Source organism: Mesorhizobium sp. L2C066B000 (genome assembly GCF_000502335.1).
Lineage (GTDB): Bacteria > Pseudomonadota > Alphaproteobacteria > Rhizobiales > Rhizobiaceae > Mesorhizobium.
The window spans coordinates 134954-149943 of record NZ_AYWZ01000006.1 but is presented as its reverse complement, the minus strand read 5'-3'; the positions used below and the strand labels follow the sequence as shown (position 1 = coordinate 149943).

Here is a 14990-nt window from a genome sequence, read left to right as displayed (position 1 = left end):
TATGTGATACGATCCAACCCGCCATTCAAGATAGCCGCTCTCGATCTTTGGTGACATTCCCTGGCCGACATCCGGTGTCGGCCGGGTCCAAATGGCCTTTTCCGCTCGCGCGAAGCAGCGTAGGGAAGGGCGGATTGACGGGATGCAGAACAATGACGGCGCCGAAGGAACTCAGGGTCTCGAAGGACAGAAAACTGCTGTCCGTCACCTTTCCCGATCATCGGCCGTTCGAATTGCCGGCCGAACTGCTGCGCGTCGCTTCGCCCTCGGCCGAGGTGCAGGGCCATTCGCCGGACCAGCGGGTGACGGTTCCCGGCAAGCGCAACGTGGCCATCCTCAAGATCGAGCCGGTCGGCAACTACGCCGTGCGCATCACCTTTGACGATTTTCACGACACCGGCATCTTCACCTGGAATTACCTGCACACGCTTGGCCACGAAAAGGACGCGCGCTGGAATGCCTATCTCGCCGAGCTCCAGGAGAACGGACTGAGCCGCGACCGCTAGTTCGGCACTGTCGGCAAAACGTCATTGACTGGGGGTAACGCTGGCAACGGTTCGGAGACGGGAAAATGTCTGACATCACCACGGTCGAACAGCTCGAAGCCCTCTACGGCCTGCCCGGCGAAGCGTCGACGGTCAAGGAACTCGACCACGTCATTCCCGAATATGCCGCCTTCATCGAAGCCTCGCCTTTTGTCGCCCTGGCGACGAGCGGGCCGGAAGGGCTGGACTGTTCGCCGCGCGGCGATCTCGCCGGCTTTGTGCGCATGCATGACCCGAAAACGCTGATGATGCCGGACAGGCGCGGCAACAACCGCGCCGATTCGCTTAAGAACATCATCCGCGATCCTCGCGTCGGGCTGCTGTTTCTTGTGCCGGGTTCGGGCACGACGCTGCGCGTCAACGGCCGCGCCCGCATCACCACCGACGCCGCGCTTTGCGCCTCCTTCGCCGTCGAAGGCAAGCCGGCGCGCTCGGTCACCTTGGTCGATGTCGATTCGGTCTATTTCCAGTGCGCCCGCGCCATCGTTCGCTCGGAGCTGTGGAACCCGGCAAAGCACGTCGACCCGAAATCGCTGCCGACACCCGGAACAATCCTGGAAGTCACCAGCCGCAAGAATATCGATGCCGGTACTTACGACAAGGAATGGCCGGAGCGGGCGAAGAAGACGATGTGGTGAGGTGGGAGGCGCGTGGATCGAACGGCTCAGGTATCCTTCAGCACGTCATAGATCTTGCGCATCTGTTCGCCGATCATGTCGCACTGTTCCGCTGTCGACTGGCTCATCGCCTTTTCGATCAGCGCCATATGCACCTTCAGCGCCTTCATCAAAAGCTCCGTGCCGGCCTCGGTAAGCGTCAGCCGCAGGACGCGCTTGTCCTTCTCGTCGCCTTCGCGGCGCAGCAGGCCGCGCGCCTCGAGCTGCGGCAACAGCATGGTGATGTTGGAGCGGCCGACCAGCAGTTTGCGGGCGAGATCGTGCTGCGACATGCCGGGATGGCGATAGAGGTTCATCAGCACGTCGAGCTGCGCCGGCTTGAGATCCAGCGGCGCCAGCTTTACCGCCAGCGCACGCTCCAGCACATGGCAGGCGCGCGCCACCGCGACCCAGTTGCGAAAGCGCGGGTTGTCCCAGGGCAGCTCTTGTTTAATGTTCATGTTTGAACTATTATGTTCATGCTTGAACGGAATGGATGGATCGCCACTATGGCATCATTTGGACTGAAGGTCATCCGGGGCGTGTTCCGCGCCGCCGAGCATGTGGCGCCCCGCCTGAGCGGGCGCGCGGCCTTCGAACTGTTCTGCCGCACGCCGAGCGTGAAGGCGCTCAGCGACGGCGAGCGGCGTGCGGTCGACCGCGCCGCCGGCTTCATGGCCGAGGCGCGCCATCATCGGCTGACGACCAAGGCCGGCTGCGTCATGGTGCACGAATTCCGGCCCGAGCCGGGCAGGGCGTCTGCCGGCACGGTGCTGGTGGTCCATGGCTGGCGTTCGCGCACGGAATATATGCGGGCGCTGATCGAAGGCTTTCGCGATGCGGGCTACCGGGTCGCCTCGCTCGACCTGCCGGGCCATGGCCAGTCGCTGGGCCGTCATCTCAATATGGTCAATGCGGTCGAGGCGGTCAGGGTCGCCGGCGAATGGTTCGGTCCGTTCAAGGCGATCGTCGGCCATTCCTTCGGTGGCGCCGTCGCCGCCAATGCCATTGCCGGTTCGATCAAGGGTATCCAGCCCGTCGCGGCCGAGCGGCTGGTGCTGGTCGCCGCGCCAAGTTCCCTGCCGGCGATCTTCGCCGACTTCAGCCGCATGCTCAATGTCGGTCCGCGTTCGCAGGTTTCCATGGCCGATCAGGTGAAAAGGCTGTCGGGCCGGCCGCTGCATGAATTCACCGGCGACCGCCAGTTGGCCGAAGCGCCGGTGCCGACGCTGGTCATCCACGCGCCGGACGACCGCGAAGTCCCCGCCGATCATGCCACACGTTATGCCGGCGCCGGCAGCCATGTGCGGCTGCACTGGGCCGATGGGCTCGGCCACCGTCGCATTCTCGCCGACAAAGGTGTTGTCGAACGCGCTGTGACTTTTGTCAAAAACGAGCGCGAGCCGATACTGCATTGATTCCAATGGGTGTATTGTCGACTCCGACAACGCCGGAGCGGTGAGCTAGCCCTTCTTCTTGCCGCCCGGCTCGACCGGCAATCCGGCCGCCTTCCAGGCGGTATAGCCGCCAAGGATGTGCTTGACCGGCGACAGCCCCATATCCTGCGCCGTCTTGGTGGCCAGCGCCGAGCGCCAGCCGCCGGCGCAAAAGAAGACGAAGCTCTTGCCCGAGGCAAAGAACGGCTTGTGGTAAGGGCTTTCGGGATCGATCCAGAATTCCAGCATGCCGCGAGTGACATGTTTGGCGCCGGGGATCTGGCCGTCCCGCTCGATCTCGCGTGGATCGCGCAGGTCGACGAAGATGGTGTCCTCGTCGTCGAGCAGCCCGGCCGCTTCCTCGGGCGAGACCACCTCGATCTCGGCATTGGCCTCGTCGAGCAACTCGCGATACCCTTTTTTCACGGATGATCCCTCCCGGCGCATTTCGCCGCCGACTGGATTTCCAGCACAAGCTCCGCGCTTTGTCACGCTGTTCCGACCAGCCCCTGCCACGCCGCCATCGCTCCGGCCACTGTGGCCATGAGCGCGTCGCACGAGGCGCCGTCGCGGGCCTGAATCGACATGCCGTGCTGGACCGTCGCATAGAAGGTCGCCGCCGCGTTGCTGTCGAAGCCCGCCGGCAATTCGCCTTCCGCCACACCGCGTTCCAGCCGTCTCAGCAAGAGGGTGTGGTTTTCGGCGCGGCGGCGGCGCAAATCATCGCAGATCGCGCCGCTGCTTGAATCCTGGTGCAGTGCGCCCAGTGCGATGAGACAGCCCTGCGGGCGGTCGTCCTGAGAGTACGCTTTTGCCGTCTGACGCAGGAAATTCTCGATCGCCTGGCATGCCGTCGGCGCTTCGTCCAGCGCGCTCCAGATCTCGGTGCCTTCGTTGCGGGTGTAATACTCGGTCGCTTCCAGAAACAGCGCCTCCTTGCTGCCAAAGGCGGCATAGAGGCTGGGCGAGCTGATCCCCATCGCCGCGGTCAGGTCTGCGATCGAGGTGCCCTCATAGCCTTTGGCCCAGAACAGCTCCATCGCCTGCCGCAAGGCGGCGGTTCGATCGAAGGTGCGGGGGCGGCCTCTTTCCGGCATGGCGCTCTTTTCTGTGTTGATCGATACATAATTCACTTGACGTCGCGAGGCAAGGTTGCCAGATATTTATGTATCGACCGTTACATAAAAGGAGAAATGACATGTCAGCGAACGGATTGAACGGCAAGGCAGCACTGGTCACCGGCGGCAGCCGCGGCATTGGTGCTGCGATTGCCAAACGGCTCGCGGCCGATGGCGCCGACGTCGCCATCACCTACGTCAACAGCGCGGCGCCGGCCCAAGCTGTCGTCGCCGAGATTATAGCGGCAGGTGGTCGCGCGATCGCCATCCAAGCCGACAATCGCGACGCTGCCGCCATCGAAAATTCGGTCATCGAGGCGGTGAATGCCTTCGGCCGGCTCGACATCCTGGTCAACAGCGCCGGCATCTGGCGCGCGGCGCCCATCGAACAAATGTCGCTGGCCGACTTCGACGAAACCATTGAGGTCAATCTGAGAGCGCCGTTCGTGGCCTCTAAGGCGGCCGCGGCTCACATGGGCGAGGGAGGCCGCATCATTTCGATCGGCAGCAATCTGGCCGAGCGCGTCACCGACACCAGCCTCAGCGCCTATTCGACCAGCAAGGCAGCGCTCGTCGGCCTGACCAAGGCGCTGGCGCGAGACCTCGGTCCGCGCGGAATCACCGCCAATGTCGTTCATCCCGGTTCGACCGACACCGACATGAACCCGGCCCAAGCCCCACATGCCGAACACCAGCGGCGGAAGATGGCGACGCCCCGCTTCGGCAAGGCTGACGAGATCGCCGGCATGGTTGCCTGGCTCGCCGGTCCGGAAGGGCGCTTCGTCACCGGCGCCGCGCTCACCATCGACGTGGCGCCAACGCCTGAAGCAGCAGCCGCTTTGACCGGTCTGGGGCGGCAACGCCGCTCCAGACGTCACGATGTTGTGAAACCGTTCTGCAACAGGCCCGCGGAAATTTATGGAAGCTTAACGAAATCGGTATGAATCGGTATAGTAGCGCCTTACATCCGCCATGCGGTTGGCAAGATCGTCTAGCGGCGCGGAACGGGAGCCGGCTTGCAGCCGGAGCGGGTGATTAATGAGATTCCTCGGAAATAAAGCCACCGTGATGCCGCTTGCAGTGGCGGCAGCACTGGCCTTCGGTGTGCCGCAGGCAAGCGCGCAAGGCCTGTTCGACATGCTGTTCGGCGGTGGCGTCAAGCACAGGCCGCAAGGCGAATTCCCGCCGCCGCCGAAGCGCAAGCCGAAGCCCGCCGTGTCGGGCGGTGGCGGCACCAGGATCGGCAGCCCGTCCTACTACACCTACAAGGCCGACCGGCTGGTGCGCGTCGACTTTACCGCATTGGTGGCAGCACCTCCCCAGGTGGCAACAGCTGAAGACGCCGCCTTTGTTCCGTCGGCGACCAGCACCGCCTTCCGCGAAGCCGTTGCAGGCCTCAGCGACTATGAACTCTATGCCGAGCCCGATATCGCCAAGGCACTGATTGCCTATTACTCTGCCAATCCTGATTTCATCTGGGTGAACGAGGGCAATCCCAATGCCCGCGCCCAGGATGCGGTGCGGGTGCTTGGCGAAGCCGCAAGCTATGGTCTCACGTCGGCCGACTACACGGTCGAGGTGCCGGCAGCCAACGCATCGGCAGTCGATGCCGACGCCCATCTGAAGGAACTCGTCCGCTTCGAGATGGCGCTGTCGGCGCGCGTACTGCGCTATGCCCGTGACGCCCAGAGCGGGCGCGTCGATCCCAATCGCATCACCGGCTACTATGAATTTCCGCCGAAGCCGGTCGACATGGAAGGCGCGCTCAAGACGCTGGCCCACACCCAGGAAGTGCGCACCTACCTCGAATCGCGGCACCCGCAGAACGCGGAATATCAGGCGCTGCGCGTCGAACTTGAATCGCTGCAGGCGAGCGCCGAAAACGAAATCGTCGTCGATCCCAAGCTGTTGCTGAAGCCCGGCGAGACCAGCGCCGAACTGCCGAAGCTGCTGACGCTGATCGCGCGCAATCTCGACGACGAGATGGGCGGCGCCTATGGCGAGATCCTGTCTCGTCTCGGCACCAGCGATGTCTATGTTCCCGAACTGGTTCCGATCATCAAGGCCGTGCAGGTGAAGGCCGGCATGAAGGGCGATGGGGTCATCGGCCCGCGCACCGTCGCCTCGCTCGCCGGCACGTCCAAGGCCGACAGGCTGCAGAAGGTGCAGGTCGCGCTGGAAGAATTGCGCTGGATGCCGTCCGATCTCGGCAGCCCGCGGGTGTTCATCAACCAGCCCGCCTTCACCGCCAGCTATATCGACAATGGCGAGGAGAAGCTGAAGACCCGCGTCGTCATCGGCCGGACCACCAACCAGACCGCCTTCTTCTTCAAGGAGATCAAGCAGGTCGATTTCCATCCCTATTGGGGCGTGCCGCAGTCGATCATCGTCAACGAGATGCTGCCAAGGCTGCGTGGCGATCCGGGCTATCTCGACCGTGCCGGCTACGAGGTGACCGACTCGCGCGGCAGGCGGGTTCCCTCTTCCTCGGTCAATTGGGGCGCCTACGGCGCCAACATTCCCTACAGCGTGCGCCAGCAGCCGAGCGAAGCCAATGCGCTGGGCGAACTGAAGATCCTGTTCCCCAACAAGCACGCCATCTACATGCACGACACGCCGCAAAAATCCTTCTTCCAGCGCGATATGCGGGCGCTCAGCCATGGCTGTATTCGCCTTCAGGATCCACGTGGGATGGCGGCGGCGGTGCTCGGCGTCTCGGTCGACGACATCGCCGAAAAGCTCAAGCACGGCCATGCCAGCGAAGACGTGACACGCACGATTCCCGTCTATGTCTCCTACTTCACTGCCTGGCCGGACCTGTCCGGCAAAGTCGAATATTTCAACGACGTCTACGACCGCGACACGCGGCTGATGCAGGCGCTGGACGCGACTGAAGCGGTGCGCTCGCCGACGAGCTGAACCAGCGGAGTTCCTCGTTCAACGAACGAGGAACTCACTTTGTCTCTCTGGTTTTATTAGATTGTTGGCCGATGGACGGTCGCCCGTTTCCTGCGATCAGCGCTGGATGAGCGGACGCCGGAAGCCGGCGTCGCGGCCCGCGATCAGCCAATAGACCAGACCGGCTACGAGGCCGGCGGCGGCGATGATGCCGATATCGGCCCAGCGTCCGGCATCCTCTTCCGCGGCCGGCCAGACCAGGAAAAAGCCGGCTGCAGCGGCAGCGGCGCCAAACAGCATGTGCACCAGGAAATTGCGCAGGGCAAAGAATTCGGCGAGCAGCGCGAAGATCAGCGTCTGCAGGCCGGTCAGCACGATCGTCAGGAAATAGACGACCATGCCGAGCGGCGGCCACAGCAGCACGACAATGGGCGAAAATTGCATGGCGCCGAAATAGTCCGGCGCGTTGGGCAATACGGCGAGTGCGCAATATATCGCCACGACCGCGAACAATCCGATCAGCACCGAAACGAAATAGCCGGCAAGCATCATCAGGATGCGCTTCCAAACATGCTTAACCATGGCCATGCACCCCCGTGCCCTGCAACTGTTACGCGCACTCAGCCATCAAAGGCGGATCGGCGCAAGAGTGCATCCAGCAGTGCTTTGCGGCAAATCTTCAGGCGCCGCCGCATAGATGTTGCGAATCCGGCAAAACCCATGTGCCTTTTATCGTGAGGTCGACGCCGTAATAGACCCGCCCGCGCTCGTCGCCCTGCGGACAATCCCTCGGGATCGATATCAGGCACATGACGACAGGATCGCCGGCTTTCGAACTGGCAAGGCCAGGCTCCCGCTCGTAGGAAACCCCGGCGCCGCCATTGCTGAACCGCGCCAGGCTGCCGGCTTCAGGGCGGGCGGTTTCCAGCGGGTCGTCGCCGAGCCGCGTCGTCAGCGCGGTGATGTGGGTCAAGGCGCATTGGCCGATCGACGAGGGCAGGCGATGGTCGGGGCTGCCCGGATGGCGGGCCGCGGTGTCGAGCGCCTACTTGCCGATCAGGGCGATGTTGTAGTCCTGCGCCCAGGACGGCGCATTGCCGTAGGTCTGCAGCGCGTTGTTCTGGGCGCTGACGATGCAGGCAGCATCCTGCCCACAGGCGTTCCTGTCGGCGATGAGCGCACGGGCGATCTTGCGCTTGTCGCCGCCAAAGGCTGGCTCGAAACCCGTAAAGGCCTCGGCCACCAAGGCATCAATTGCCGACAGTTGCGGGTCGGCACAGATCGCCTTTTCCACAGGCAGGCTGGCTTTGCGGCAATCGAAGGACGGCCCGTCGGCACGCGCTGGACCAAGGCAGACCGCCGCGCCAGCCAGTGCGACGACAAGCGCAAGCGAGTTGGCAATTCGATTGGAAGAAAGCATGGTCGCCCCGTTGTCCGACAACTGCCACCATCGTAGGCAAAAAACGTGGCGGACGGAATTGCCGAAGCGGTGCGGTATCGGCGCTATTTCGGTTCGGCGGTCACGGGATCGAAGGTGATTTCGACTTTCGCCTTGTCGGCGGTGTAATAGGTGACGGTGTACCCGTCCTTGTCCCAGTCGACCTCCTTCACATAGCGAAAGCCGTCGCGCTGCTCGACCTTGGCGATGATTGCCGACAGTTTCTGGGCATTCGTCGGCGGCAGCGGGCTGTCATCCGCGGCAAAGGCCGTTGAGCCGGCCAGAAGAACGACGACACCGGTCGCCAGAACAAGATTTCGCATGATTACCCTCATTTGGTATGAACCGCACCGGAAACTCGCAGGCAGCACAGTTTGTTCCGAGATGTGACGTCGCGCAGGTTCCGTGAAGCCCTGGATCGCGGCGCTCAGAGCGACGGCACGCCCATATTTGCGCCAACCGCCGGCCAACCATGAGTGCTGCCACGGCCCGCGCTGGACAACCCGATGGTGGTAGAGCTTTGCCAAAGACCCTGCTAGACTTCTGGTCCTGGCGGGGTGGCATGGCGCGCCAACCCCGCCGGAATCTTCATCTCTCAGCGCGCGGCGAAGTGTTTCAGGAACGGGTCGTCGCCTGTGCTGGACCAGAACCAGAAAGGGAGCGGGGGCTCGAACATGGCTGTACGGAACTACACCCGTCAGCTGGCGACAATCATTTCTATCGATGCCGTCGGGTTCTCGCGGCTGATGGGCATCGACGACGAGTCTGCTGTCGCGGCATTCGAGGAACGGCGCGACATCATCGCCGACAGCTGTGGCACATTTGGCGGCCGCACGTTCGGCGACGCCGGCGACAGCATCATGGCCGAGTTCGGCAATCCGATCGAGGCGTTGCGCGCGGCCTTTGATTTCCAGGGCCGCATCGTCGCCCTCAACGCCGAGGTTGCCGACGATATGCGCATGCCGTTTCGCGCCGGCATCAACACCGGCGACGTCATCGTGCGTGGTGGCCGCCTCTACGGCGACGACGTCAACATCGCGGCGAGAATCCAGGAATTCGCGCCGGGCAACGGTCTCGCCGTTTCGGAGACGACCTGGCACCATGTGAAGGACAAGACGGCGGCCGAATTCACCGATCTCGGCGAATTCATGCTGAAGAACATCGCCTTGCCGGTGCGCGTTCTGATCGCCGGCCGCAGCGGCAACGGATCCTCGCCGGCGGCGTCGTTCGCGGCCATTCCCCAGGCCAATGCGCAGCAGAAGCTGTCGTCCAAGGGGCCGCCGGCGATCGCCGTCCTGCCCTTCCACGCCGATGGCGGCGAGCATGACATCGGCTACATGGCCGACGGCATCGCCGAGGACATCATCTATGGTCTATCCAACACCAGATGGCTCTCGGTCATCGCCAAGGGCTCCAGCTTCCAGTTCCGCGACGACACGCTGGGCACCCGGGTGATCGGCAACGCGCTCGGCGCGCGCTACATCGTCAGCGGCACGCTGATGCGCAATGGTGGCCAGATCCGCCTCAACACCTCGCTGGCCGACGCGTCCAACGGGCGGCTGGTGTGGTCGCAGCGCTTCGATCGCGATCTGGTCGACATCTTCAACCTGCGCGACCAGATCGGCGCTGAGATCGTTTCGATCCTCGACAAGGAGGTCGACCGGGCGGAACAGGCACGCACCTTCCAGGTTCCCTGGGAAAGCCTGGAGACCTGGCAACTGGTGCGACGGGGCCGCTGGCACATGAACCGGCGCACCCGCGGCGACACCGAAACCGCACTCGAGTTCTTCCAGAAGGCCTACCGCGAGGACGCCAACTCGAGCGCCGTGCTCAACGAACTGGCGTGGTGGTATTTCTGGCGGGCATGGCTGCGTTTCGGCGACAGCGACGATTTGAACAAGGTCGAGCAGTTTGCCCGCAAGGCGTTGCTGGTGGACAGCCTGGATGCGCGCCCGCACGCCCATCTCGGCGCCGTCGACATCATGCGCGGCGAACCGCGGTCGGCCGTCGACCATCTCGAGGAAGCGATCCACATCAATCCGAGCTTTGCCTTCGCGCGCTCGGCCATGGGCAGCGCCCAGCTGCTGCTCGGCAATGCCGCGACCGCGATACCGTTCTTTCTCGATACCGAGCGATTGAGCCCGTTCGACCTCTACCGCTTCCACAATCTGGGGGAACTGACGGCGGCCTATTGTTTGGTCGAGAACTGGCCGGCGGCGATCGCTGCCGCTGACCGCTCGCTCAACCTGTCTCCCGGCTATTTTTATTCCAGGTTCCTGAAGATCGGCGCGCTGATGCGAAGCGGCCGGCCGGAACAGGCGCGGCGCGAGATGGCCATTTTCACCACCCGGCATCCCGATTTTTCAGAACAGCGTGTGCGCTGGATACCGTTCACCGACAAGGCCGCGAACGAGTTCCTCGTCGCCAATTTCCAACTGGCCAAATGAACATGGCGTCAGTGCTGGCTGGAACATGGACCAACTGTGAAAAGATTCACATACGTGCAACCGATGCAAACCTAGGCGTTGAACGGCCGGCATCGCAATAACGTGGATAGCCGGGGGGCTTGAACGCGCATGACCAAACTGAAGTATTTCAACGCTATTAGCGCGGCCCAGAGAAACCAGCGCCCGCTGTCGGAAATGCCGCCCTTCGATCTCGGCCGGATCCGCAAGACAGGGCTGATTGCGCGCATCGTCGGGTCTCTGGCCGAAGACCCCCGCTGGGCGCTTTCCTTGTTGCGGCGTTTCCGGCCGACCGGCAAACTTTTCGGCGTTCTCGTGGTCACCAAGAACGCCGATGTCCGCGACATATTGGAGCGCGGCGACGAATTCCAGACCCCATACGGCCCGGAAATGACCGAGCTTGCCCGGGGATCCAACTTCATCCTCGGCATGCAGGACGGCGCCGACTACCGGCGCATGAAATCGTCGGTGCTGAGTGCATTCCCGCCGGCCGAGGTCGAAGCCGCCGTCAGGCCGATCGCGGCGCGTCATTCGCAAGAGATCATGACGCGCGCCAGCCCCGGCTTCGATGCGATCTCCAGGTTGATGAAGATCGTCCCGGTGCACATCTGTCGAGACTATTTCGGCGTCGAGATCGACGATGAATCCGAATTCGCCGACTGGGCGATCGCGCTGAGTGCGCTGTTCTTTTCGGACCCGACGGCGAGCCCCGTCATGCGCGAACTTGCGGTGGTGGCGGGCGACCGTCTTCTCAAAGTCATCGATCGCTCCATCCAGTCGGCCAGGGACCGGGGCTTGAAGGCCGAGCAACCGCTGGCGAGGCTGGTTGTCCAGATGGATCAGGGCCGCCTGTCGCGGGACGACCTCAATTCGATCATGCTGGGCATGATCGCCGGCTTCGTCCCGACCAATGTGCTGGCCGCCGGCAATTGCCTCGACGTGATCCTGTCGCGGCCCGACGCAAGGCAGGCTATCGATGCCGCATTGGCCGAAAACGATACCGCCAAGCTCGACAGGGCCGTCCTTGAAGCCATGCGCTTCAAGCCGATCTGGGTCGGCCCCTGGCGCTACACGGCCCGCGACGCGATCATCGGCAAGGGTACGCGCCGCGAGCGCCTGGTGAAGGCCGGCACGGTGGTGATGCCGGCGACGCTGTCGGCGATGTTCGATGCCGACGCCGTGCAGAACCCGGACCAGTTCGACACATCGCGCCCGCATCGCGACTACATGGTGTTCGGCCACGGCATTCATCAGTGCATCGGCGCCGAGATTGCCAGGATCCAGATCGGCGAAAGCCTGCGCGCCCTGTTCCAGAAGCAGGGCGTGCGCCGCATGCCCGGCAAGGCCGGGCGGATGACCCGCATCGGCGCCTATCCCGAAACCCTCAAGGTCGATTTCGAACGGGCAGAACTCTGCCGCACCGTAACGCAGTCTATGGTGACGGTGGTCTGCCCGGTCACCCGATCCGCGTCGCTGGATGCTGTCCGCGACAAGGTTGCCAGCCTCGGCAACCCGGCCGTCGAAGATATCCGCACCGCGCTCGACATTGCCGGCACCGTCCACTTCACCAGCCTGACCGTGGTCGGCACCGGCGAGATCGGCGCTGATTCCGGTCAGGAAAAAGGAGCTCTGGTTCTCGAGATTTCCGGTGACGGCAGCATCGACGATGTCATCGATGCGGTCACGCACGCCATCGGGCACCGGCTACGGCCGATCTTCAAGGATGTCTGCGATCTGCGCGATGGCGGCGCATTGAACGATTTCCTGCGCAAGCACAATGTCGACATATCGCCGTCCTTCGGCAGCAATGCCGGACTGGTGTTTTCGGGCACGCCGGGGCACTCGGTCCAGCGTATCAAGGCCGAGCAGCAGCTTTTCGAAGCCGTGCGCGACATCGTCGAGCGGCCACGCAAAGGCGCCGGCAACGCTCCTGCCGTGCTCGCTGAAGTTCGCCAGCATGTCCAGTCATTAGAGACGTTTGCCTGGGCGTTCGAGCCGGCCGAGAGCCTGCTGGAAAAGCCGCCGGGTCATTGGGGCCGTGCTCTGATGACGACGTTGCTGGTACCACCGGTCTTCGTCACGGTGGCGATCATCTGGGCTGCTTGCTGGTACATGACCTACAGTGTGGTGTTCGGCAGATCTATCGACATCAGTTCCCAGGAAATCTCCTTCACCGCTATAGCCGTGGCAATCACCTCACTTCTGTTGTCCGGACTTGGAGTGTTGGTGGCAGCGGCGCTGCTGGCGTTTTCGTGCTTGCTGGCGCTGCGACGCCGCGAGGACAGGGATCGGCCGGAAAGCACATCGATCGGCATATCTGAATTGAACGCGATACTCGTCAAGGAGGGCCACGCGGCACAGAACCATCTGACTGCGATTTCGACGATGAAGGCCGGCATCCTGCGGCGGCTGGCGCTCAGGTTTTCTTTCTACCTGATCTCGATAGCTGCCCAGAAGGTATTCAAGCCAGGCTTCCTCAACACCATCAACACCATCCATTTCGCCCGCTGGATACTGCTGCCCGGCTCCAACCGATTGATGTTCTTCTCCAACTACGGCGGCAGCTGGGAAAGCTATCTTGAGGACTTCATCGCCAAGGCGTCCGCTGGCCTCACCGGCGTGTGGAGCAACACCGTGGGCTATCCACGCACACAATGGCTGTTCCTGGACGGCGCGCGCGACGGCGATCGTTTCAAGCGCTGGGCGCGGCGCCAGCAGGTGCCGACCCTGTTCTGGTACTCCGCCTATCCCCAAATCAACACAGAGCGCATCCGGATCAATTCCCGGGTCAGGCGCGGCATTGCTTCCGCCGTCGGCAACGAGGCGCGCGACTGGCTGAGCTTGTTCGGTTCGCTACGGCGCCCGGCGAGCGAAACGACCACCGTTCAAAAGACCACTTCGCTGCTGGCCAATATCAGCTCTGCCTTTCCGGCGCCTCTCGAACAGCAGCTGGAAACCGGCGAGATCCAGTCCATCTTCTTCGGCCCGCTCGGCCCGCTCGCTTATTCGCATATGCTTGCGATCCGGGTGCCGGACAAGTTGCCGGCGCCCAAGCGCAGAGCCTGGCTCGATTTCGTTGTCGAGCAGACGAGTTTCGGCGAAGGCAGGCCCGCCGGCCGCGCTATGATAGTCGCCTTTGGTCCCGGTGGCCTGCGGCAGTTTGGGCTCGGCGAGGGTGTGGAGGGCGATCCACTGGAAACATTTCCGATCGCCTTTCGCCATGGCATGGGCAACCCCGAGCGTGGGCGCATACTGGACGACCGAGGCCGCGACGGCCCGGACGAATGGGAGTGGGGGTCGCTGGAGAACCCTGTGGACCTGGTCATCGTCTGCTATGCTGAAGACCCGGGACGGTTGAAGACCGAGATTGCCACCGTGAGACGGAAGACGACCGGTGCAGGCATGAAGGTCGTCGCCGAACTGCCGCTCGCCGTAAACCGGGGTCCGACCGACACGAAGACGAAATCGTCCGACGGGGCAAAGCGTGACGATCGGTCGGAACGTGGGCCAGCCTACGAGCATTTCGGTTTCGCGGACGGGATTTCGCAGCCGGTTGTCCGGGGCACGACCCGCGCCAGCAGGGGCGCCGCGCCCATGCATCTGGTCGCGCCCGGCGAGTTCCTGTTCGGCTATCGTGATGAGCATGGGTTCTATCCAGCCTCGCCCTCGGTAAGCGCATCACGCGATCGGACTGGAATCCTTTCGCAGGTGCGCCGTAGCCGGCTGATTCCGGGCCTGCCGCCACCGCCGCGCGATTTCGGGCGCAACGGTTCATTCCTGGTTATTCGCCAGTTCGAGCAGCACGTCGACGTCTTCAACAACTACTGCAAAAAGGCTGCAGCCTTGGTCGCGAGCCAACTCGGCAACCAAGCCATCACGCAAGACTGGATTGCCGCCAAGATGCTCGGCCGCTGGCAGAACGGTAGCTCGCTGGTGCGCAACCCCGATCATCCGGGACGCGTCATCGACAACAACTTCGCCGCTGGCGCCGAGGATCCGCAAGGCCATCGCTGCCCGCTTGGTGCCCACATTCGCCGTTCCAACCCACGCGACTCGCTGGGTGAGGACCGCGATACGCAGATCAATATCGGCAAGCGCCATCGTATCCTGCGGGTCGGCCGCACCTATCAGAAGCAGGACGGCAAGAATGGCAAGGTCGAAAAGGGGCTGCTGTTCATGTGCCTCAACGCCGACATAGAGCGCCAGTACGAATTCATTCAGCAGACCTGGGTTTCGTCGGCCACGTTCCAGGGCCTCGTCGCTGAAAAGGACCCGACGATTGGTTCGCGCGGCGGTGATGGCAGGTTCACCATTCCGTCATGGGAAAAGGTCACGACGCTCCGTGACATGCCGCAATTCGTCACCACCAAGGGGGGTGGATACTTCTTCATGCCCAGCCGCTCGGCGCTGCGCTACCTGATTTCGCGGCTCTGA

General features: G+C 63.2%; 13 protein-coding genes and 1 pseudogene. 7 read left to right on the top strand and 7 right to left on the bottom strand.

Features of this window, described 5'->3' with window-relative positions; translation table 11 throughout:
* Nucleotides 1–152 precede the first annotated feature (152 nt).
* Nucleotides 153–506, top strand: coding sequence for a DUF971 domain-containing protein (locus tag X733_RS149890; protein ID WP_023714205.1), 354 nt, complete (start codon nt 153–155; stop codon nt 504–506).
* 65 nt (nt 507–571) lie between these two features.
* On the top strand, nt 572–1183 hold the full coding sequence (locus X733_RS149895) for a pyridoxamine 5'-phosphate oxidase family protein (RefSeq protein ID WP_023668998.1): 612 nt from the start codon (nt 572–574) through the stop codon (nt 1181–1183).
* A gap of 26 nt (nt 1184–1209) precedes the next feature.
* On the opposite strand, the gene X733_RS149900 is transcribed toward X733_RS149895, so the two are convergent.
* On the bottom strand, nt 1210–1662 hold the full coding sequence (locus X733_RS149900) for a MarR family transcriptional regulator (RefSeq protein WP_023668997.1): 453 nt from the start codon (nt 1660–1662) through the stop codon (nt 1210–1212).
* Nucleotides 1663–1710: 48 nt separating this feature from the next.
* Here X733_RS149900 and X733_RS149905 point away from each other — a divergent pair, with 48 nt between their 5' ends.
* Complete coding sequence (locus X733_RS149905) at nt 1711–2619, top strand: alpha/beta fold hydrolase (RefSeq protein ID WP_023668996.1); 909 nt, start codon at nt 1711–1713, stop codon at nt 2617–2619.
* Between the two features lie 45 nt (nt 2620–2664).
* Here X733_RS149905 and X733_RS149910 read toward each other — a convergent pair whose 3' ends face one another.
* The gene (locus X733_RS149910) at nt 2665–3063 is read right to left on the bottom strand and encodes a rhodanese-like domain-containing protein (protein ID WP_023682502.1); all 399 of its coding nucleotides are present in this window, start codon (nt 3061–3063) and stop codon (nt 2665–2667) included.
* A gap of 62 nt (nt 3064–3125) precedes the next feature.
* Nucleotides 3126–3734: a TetR/AcrR family transcriptional regulator gene (locus X733_RS149915; RefSeq protein ID WP_023668995.1), complete on the bottom strand. Its 609-nt coding sequence runs from the start codon at nt 3732–3734 to the stop codon at nt 3126–3128.
* Between the two features lie 101 nt (nt 3735–3835).
* Here X733_RS149915 and X733_RS149920 point away from each other — a divergent pair.
* Together X733_RS149920 and X733_RS149925 are read left to right on the top strand one after the other, a co-directional pair.
* Nucleotides 3836–4564: pseudogene (locus tag X733_RS149920) on the top strand (3-oxoacyl-ACP reductase family protein); the annotation flags it as partial.
* Nucleotides 4565–4793: 229 nt separating this feature from the next.
* Nucleotides 4794–6674 carry a murein L,D-transpeptidase gene (locus X733_RS149925; RefSeq protein WP_023682504.1) on the top strand — a complete coding sequence of 627 codons (1881 nt, stop codon included), beginning with the start codon at nt 4794–4796 and terminating at the stop codon, nt 6672–6674.
* Nucleotides 6675–6770: 96 nt separating this feature from the next.
* Here the strand turns inward: X733_RS149925 and X733_RS149930 are convergent, their stop codons facing one another.
* The 4 genes from X733_RS149930 to X733_RS149935 form a co-directional block, all read right to left on the bottom strand.
* Nucleotides 6771–7241, bottom strand: a complete 471-nt coding sequence (locus X733_RS149930) for a hypothetical protein (protein ID WP_023682505.1) — start codon at nt 7239–7241, stop codon at nt 6771–6773.
* A gap of 91 nt (nt 7242–7332) precedes the next feature.
* Nucleotides 7333–7626 carry a hypothetical protein gene (locus X733_RS1000000170830; protein WP_245259919.1) on the bottom strand — a complete coding sequence of 98 codons (294 nt, stop codon included), beginning with the start codon at nt 7624–7626 and terminating at the stop codon, nt 7333–7335.
* A gap of 72 nt (nt 7627–7698) precedes the next feature.
* Nucleotides 7699–8073, bottom strand: coding sequence for a hypothetical protein (locus tag X733_RS1000000170825; protein WP_245274433.1), 375 nt, complete (start codon nt 8071–8073; stop codon nt 7699–7701).
* Nucleotides 8074–8156: 83 nt separating this feature from the next.
* Nucleotides 8157–8414: a PepSY domain-containing protein gene (locus tag X733_RS149935; RefSeq protein WP_023668990.1), complete on the bottom strand. Its 258-nt coding sequence runs from the start codon at nt 8412–8414 to the stop codon at nt 8157–8159.
* Between the two features lie 351 nt (nt 8415–8765).
* On the opposite strand from X733_RS149935, the gene X733_RS149940 reads away from it, so the two are divergent.
* The gene (locus X733_RS149940) at nt 8766–10538 is read left to right on the top strand and encodes an adenylate/guanylate cyclase domain-containing protein (protein ID WP_023714203.1); all 1773 of its coding nucleotides are present in this window, start codon (nt 8766–8768) and stop codon (nt 10536–10538) included.
* 129 nt (nt 10539–10667) lie between these two features.
* Nucleotides 10668–14990, top strand: a complete 4323-nt coding sequence (locus X733_RS149945) for a cytochrome P450 (RefSeq protein WP_023818907.1) — start codon at nt 10668–10670, stop codon at nt 14988–14990.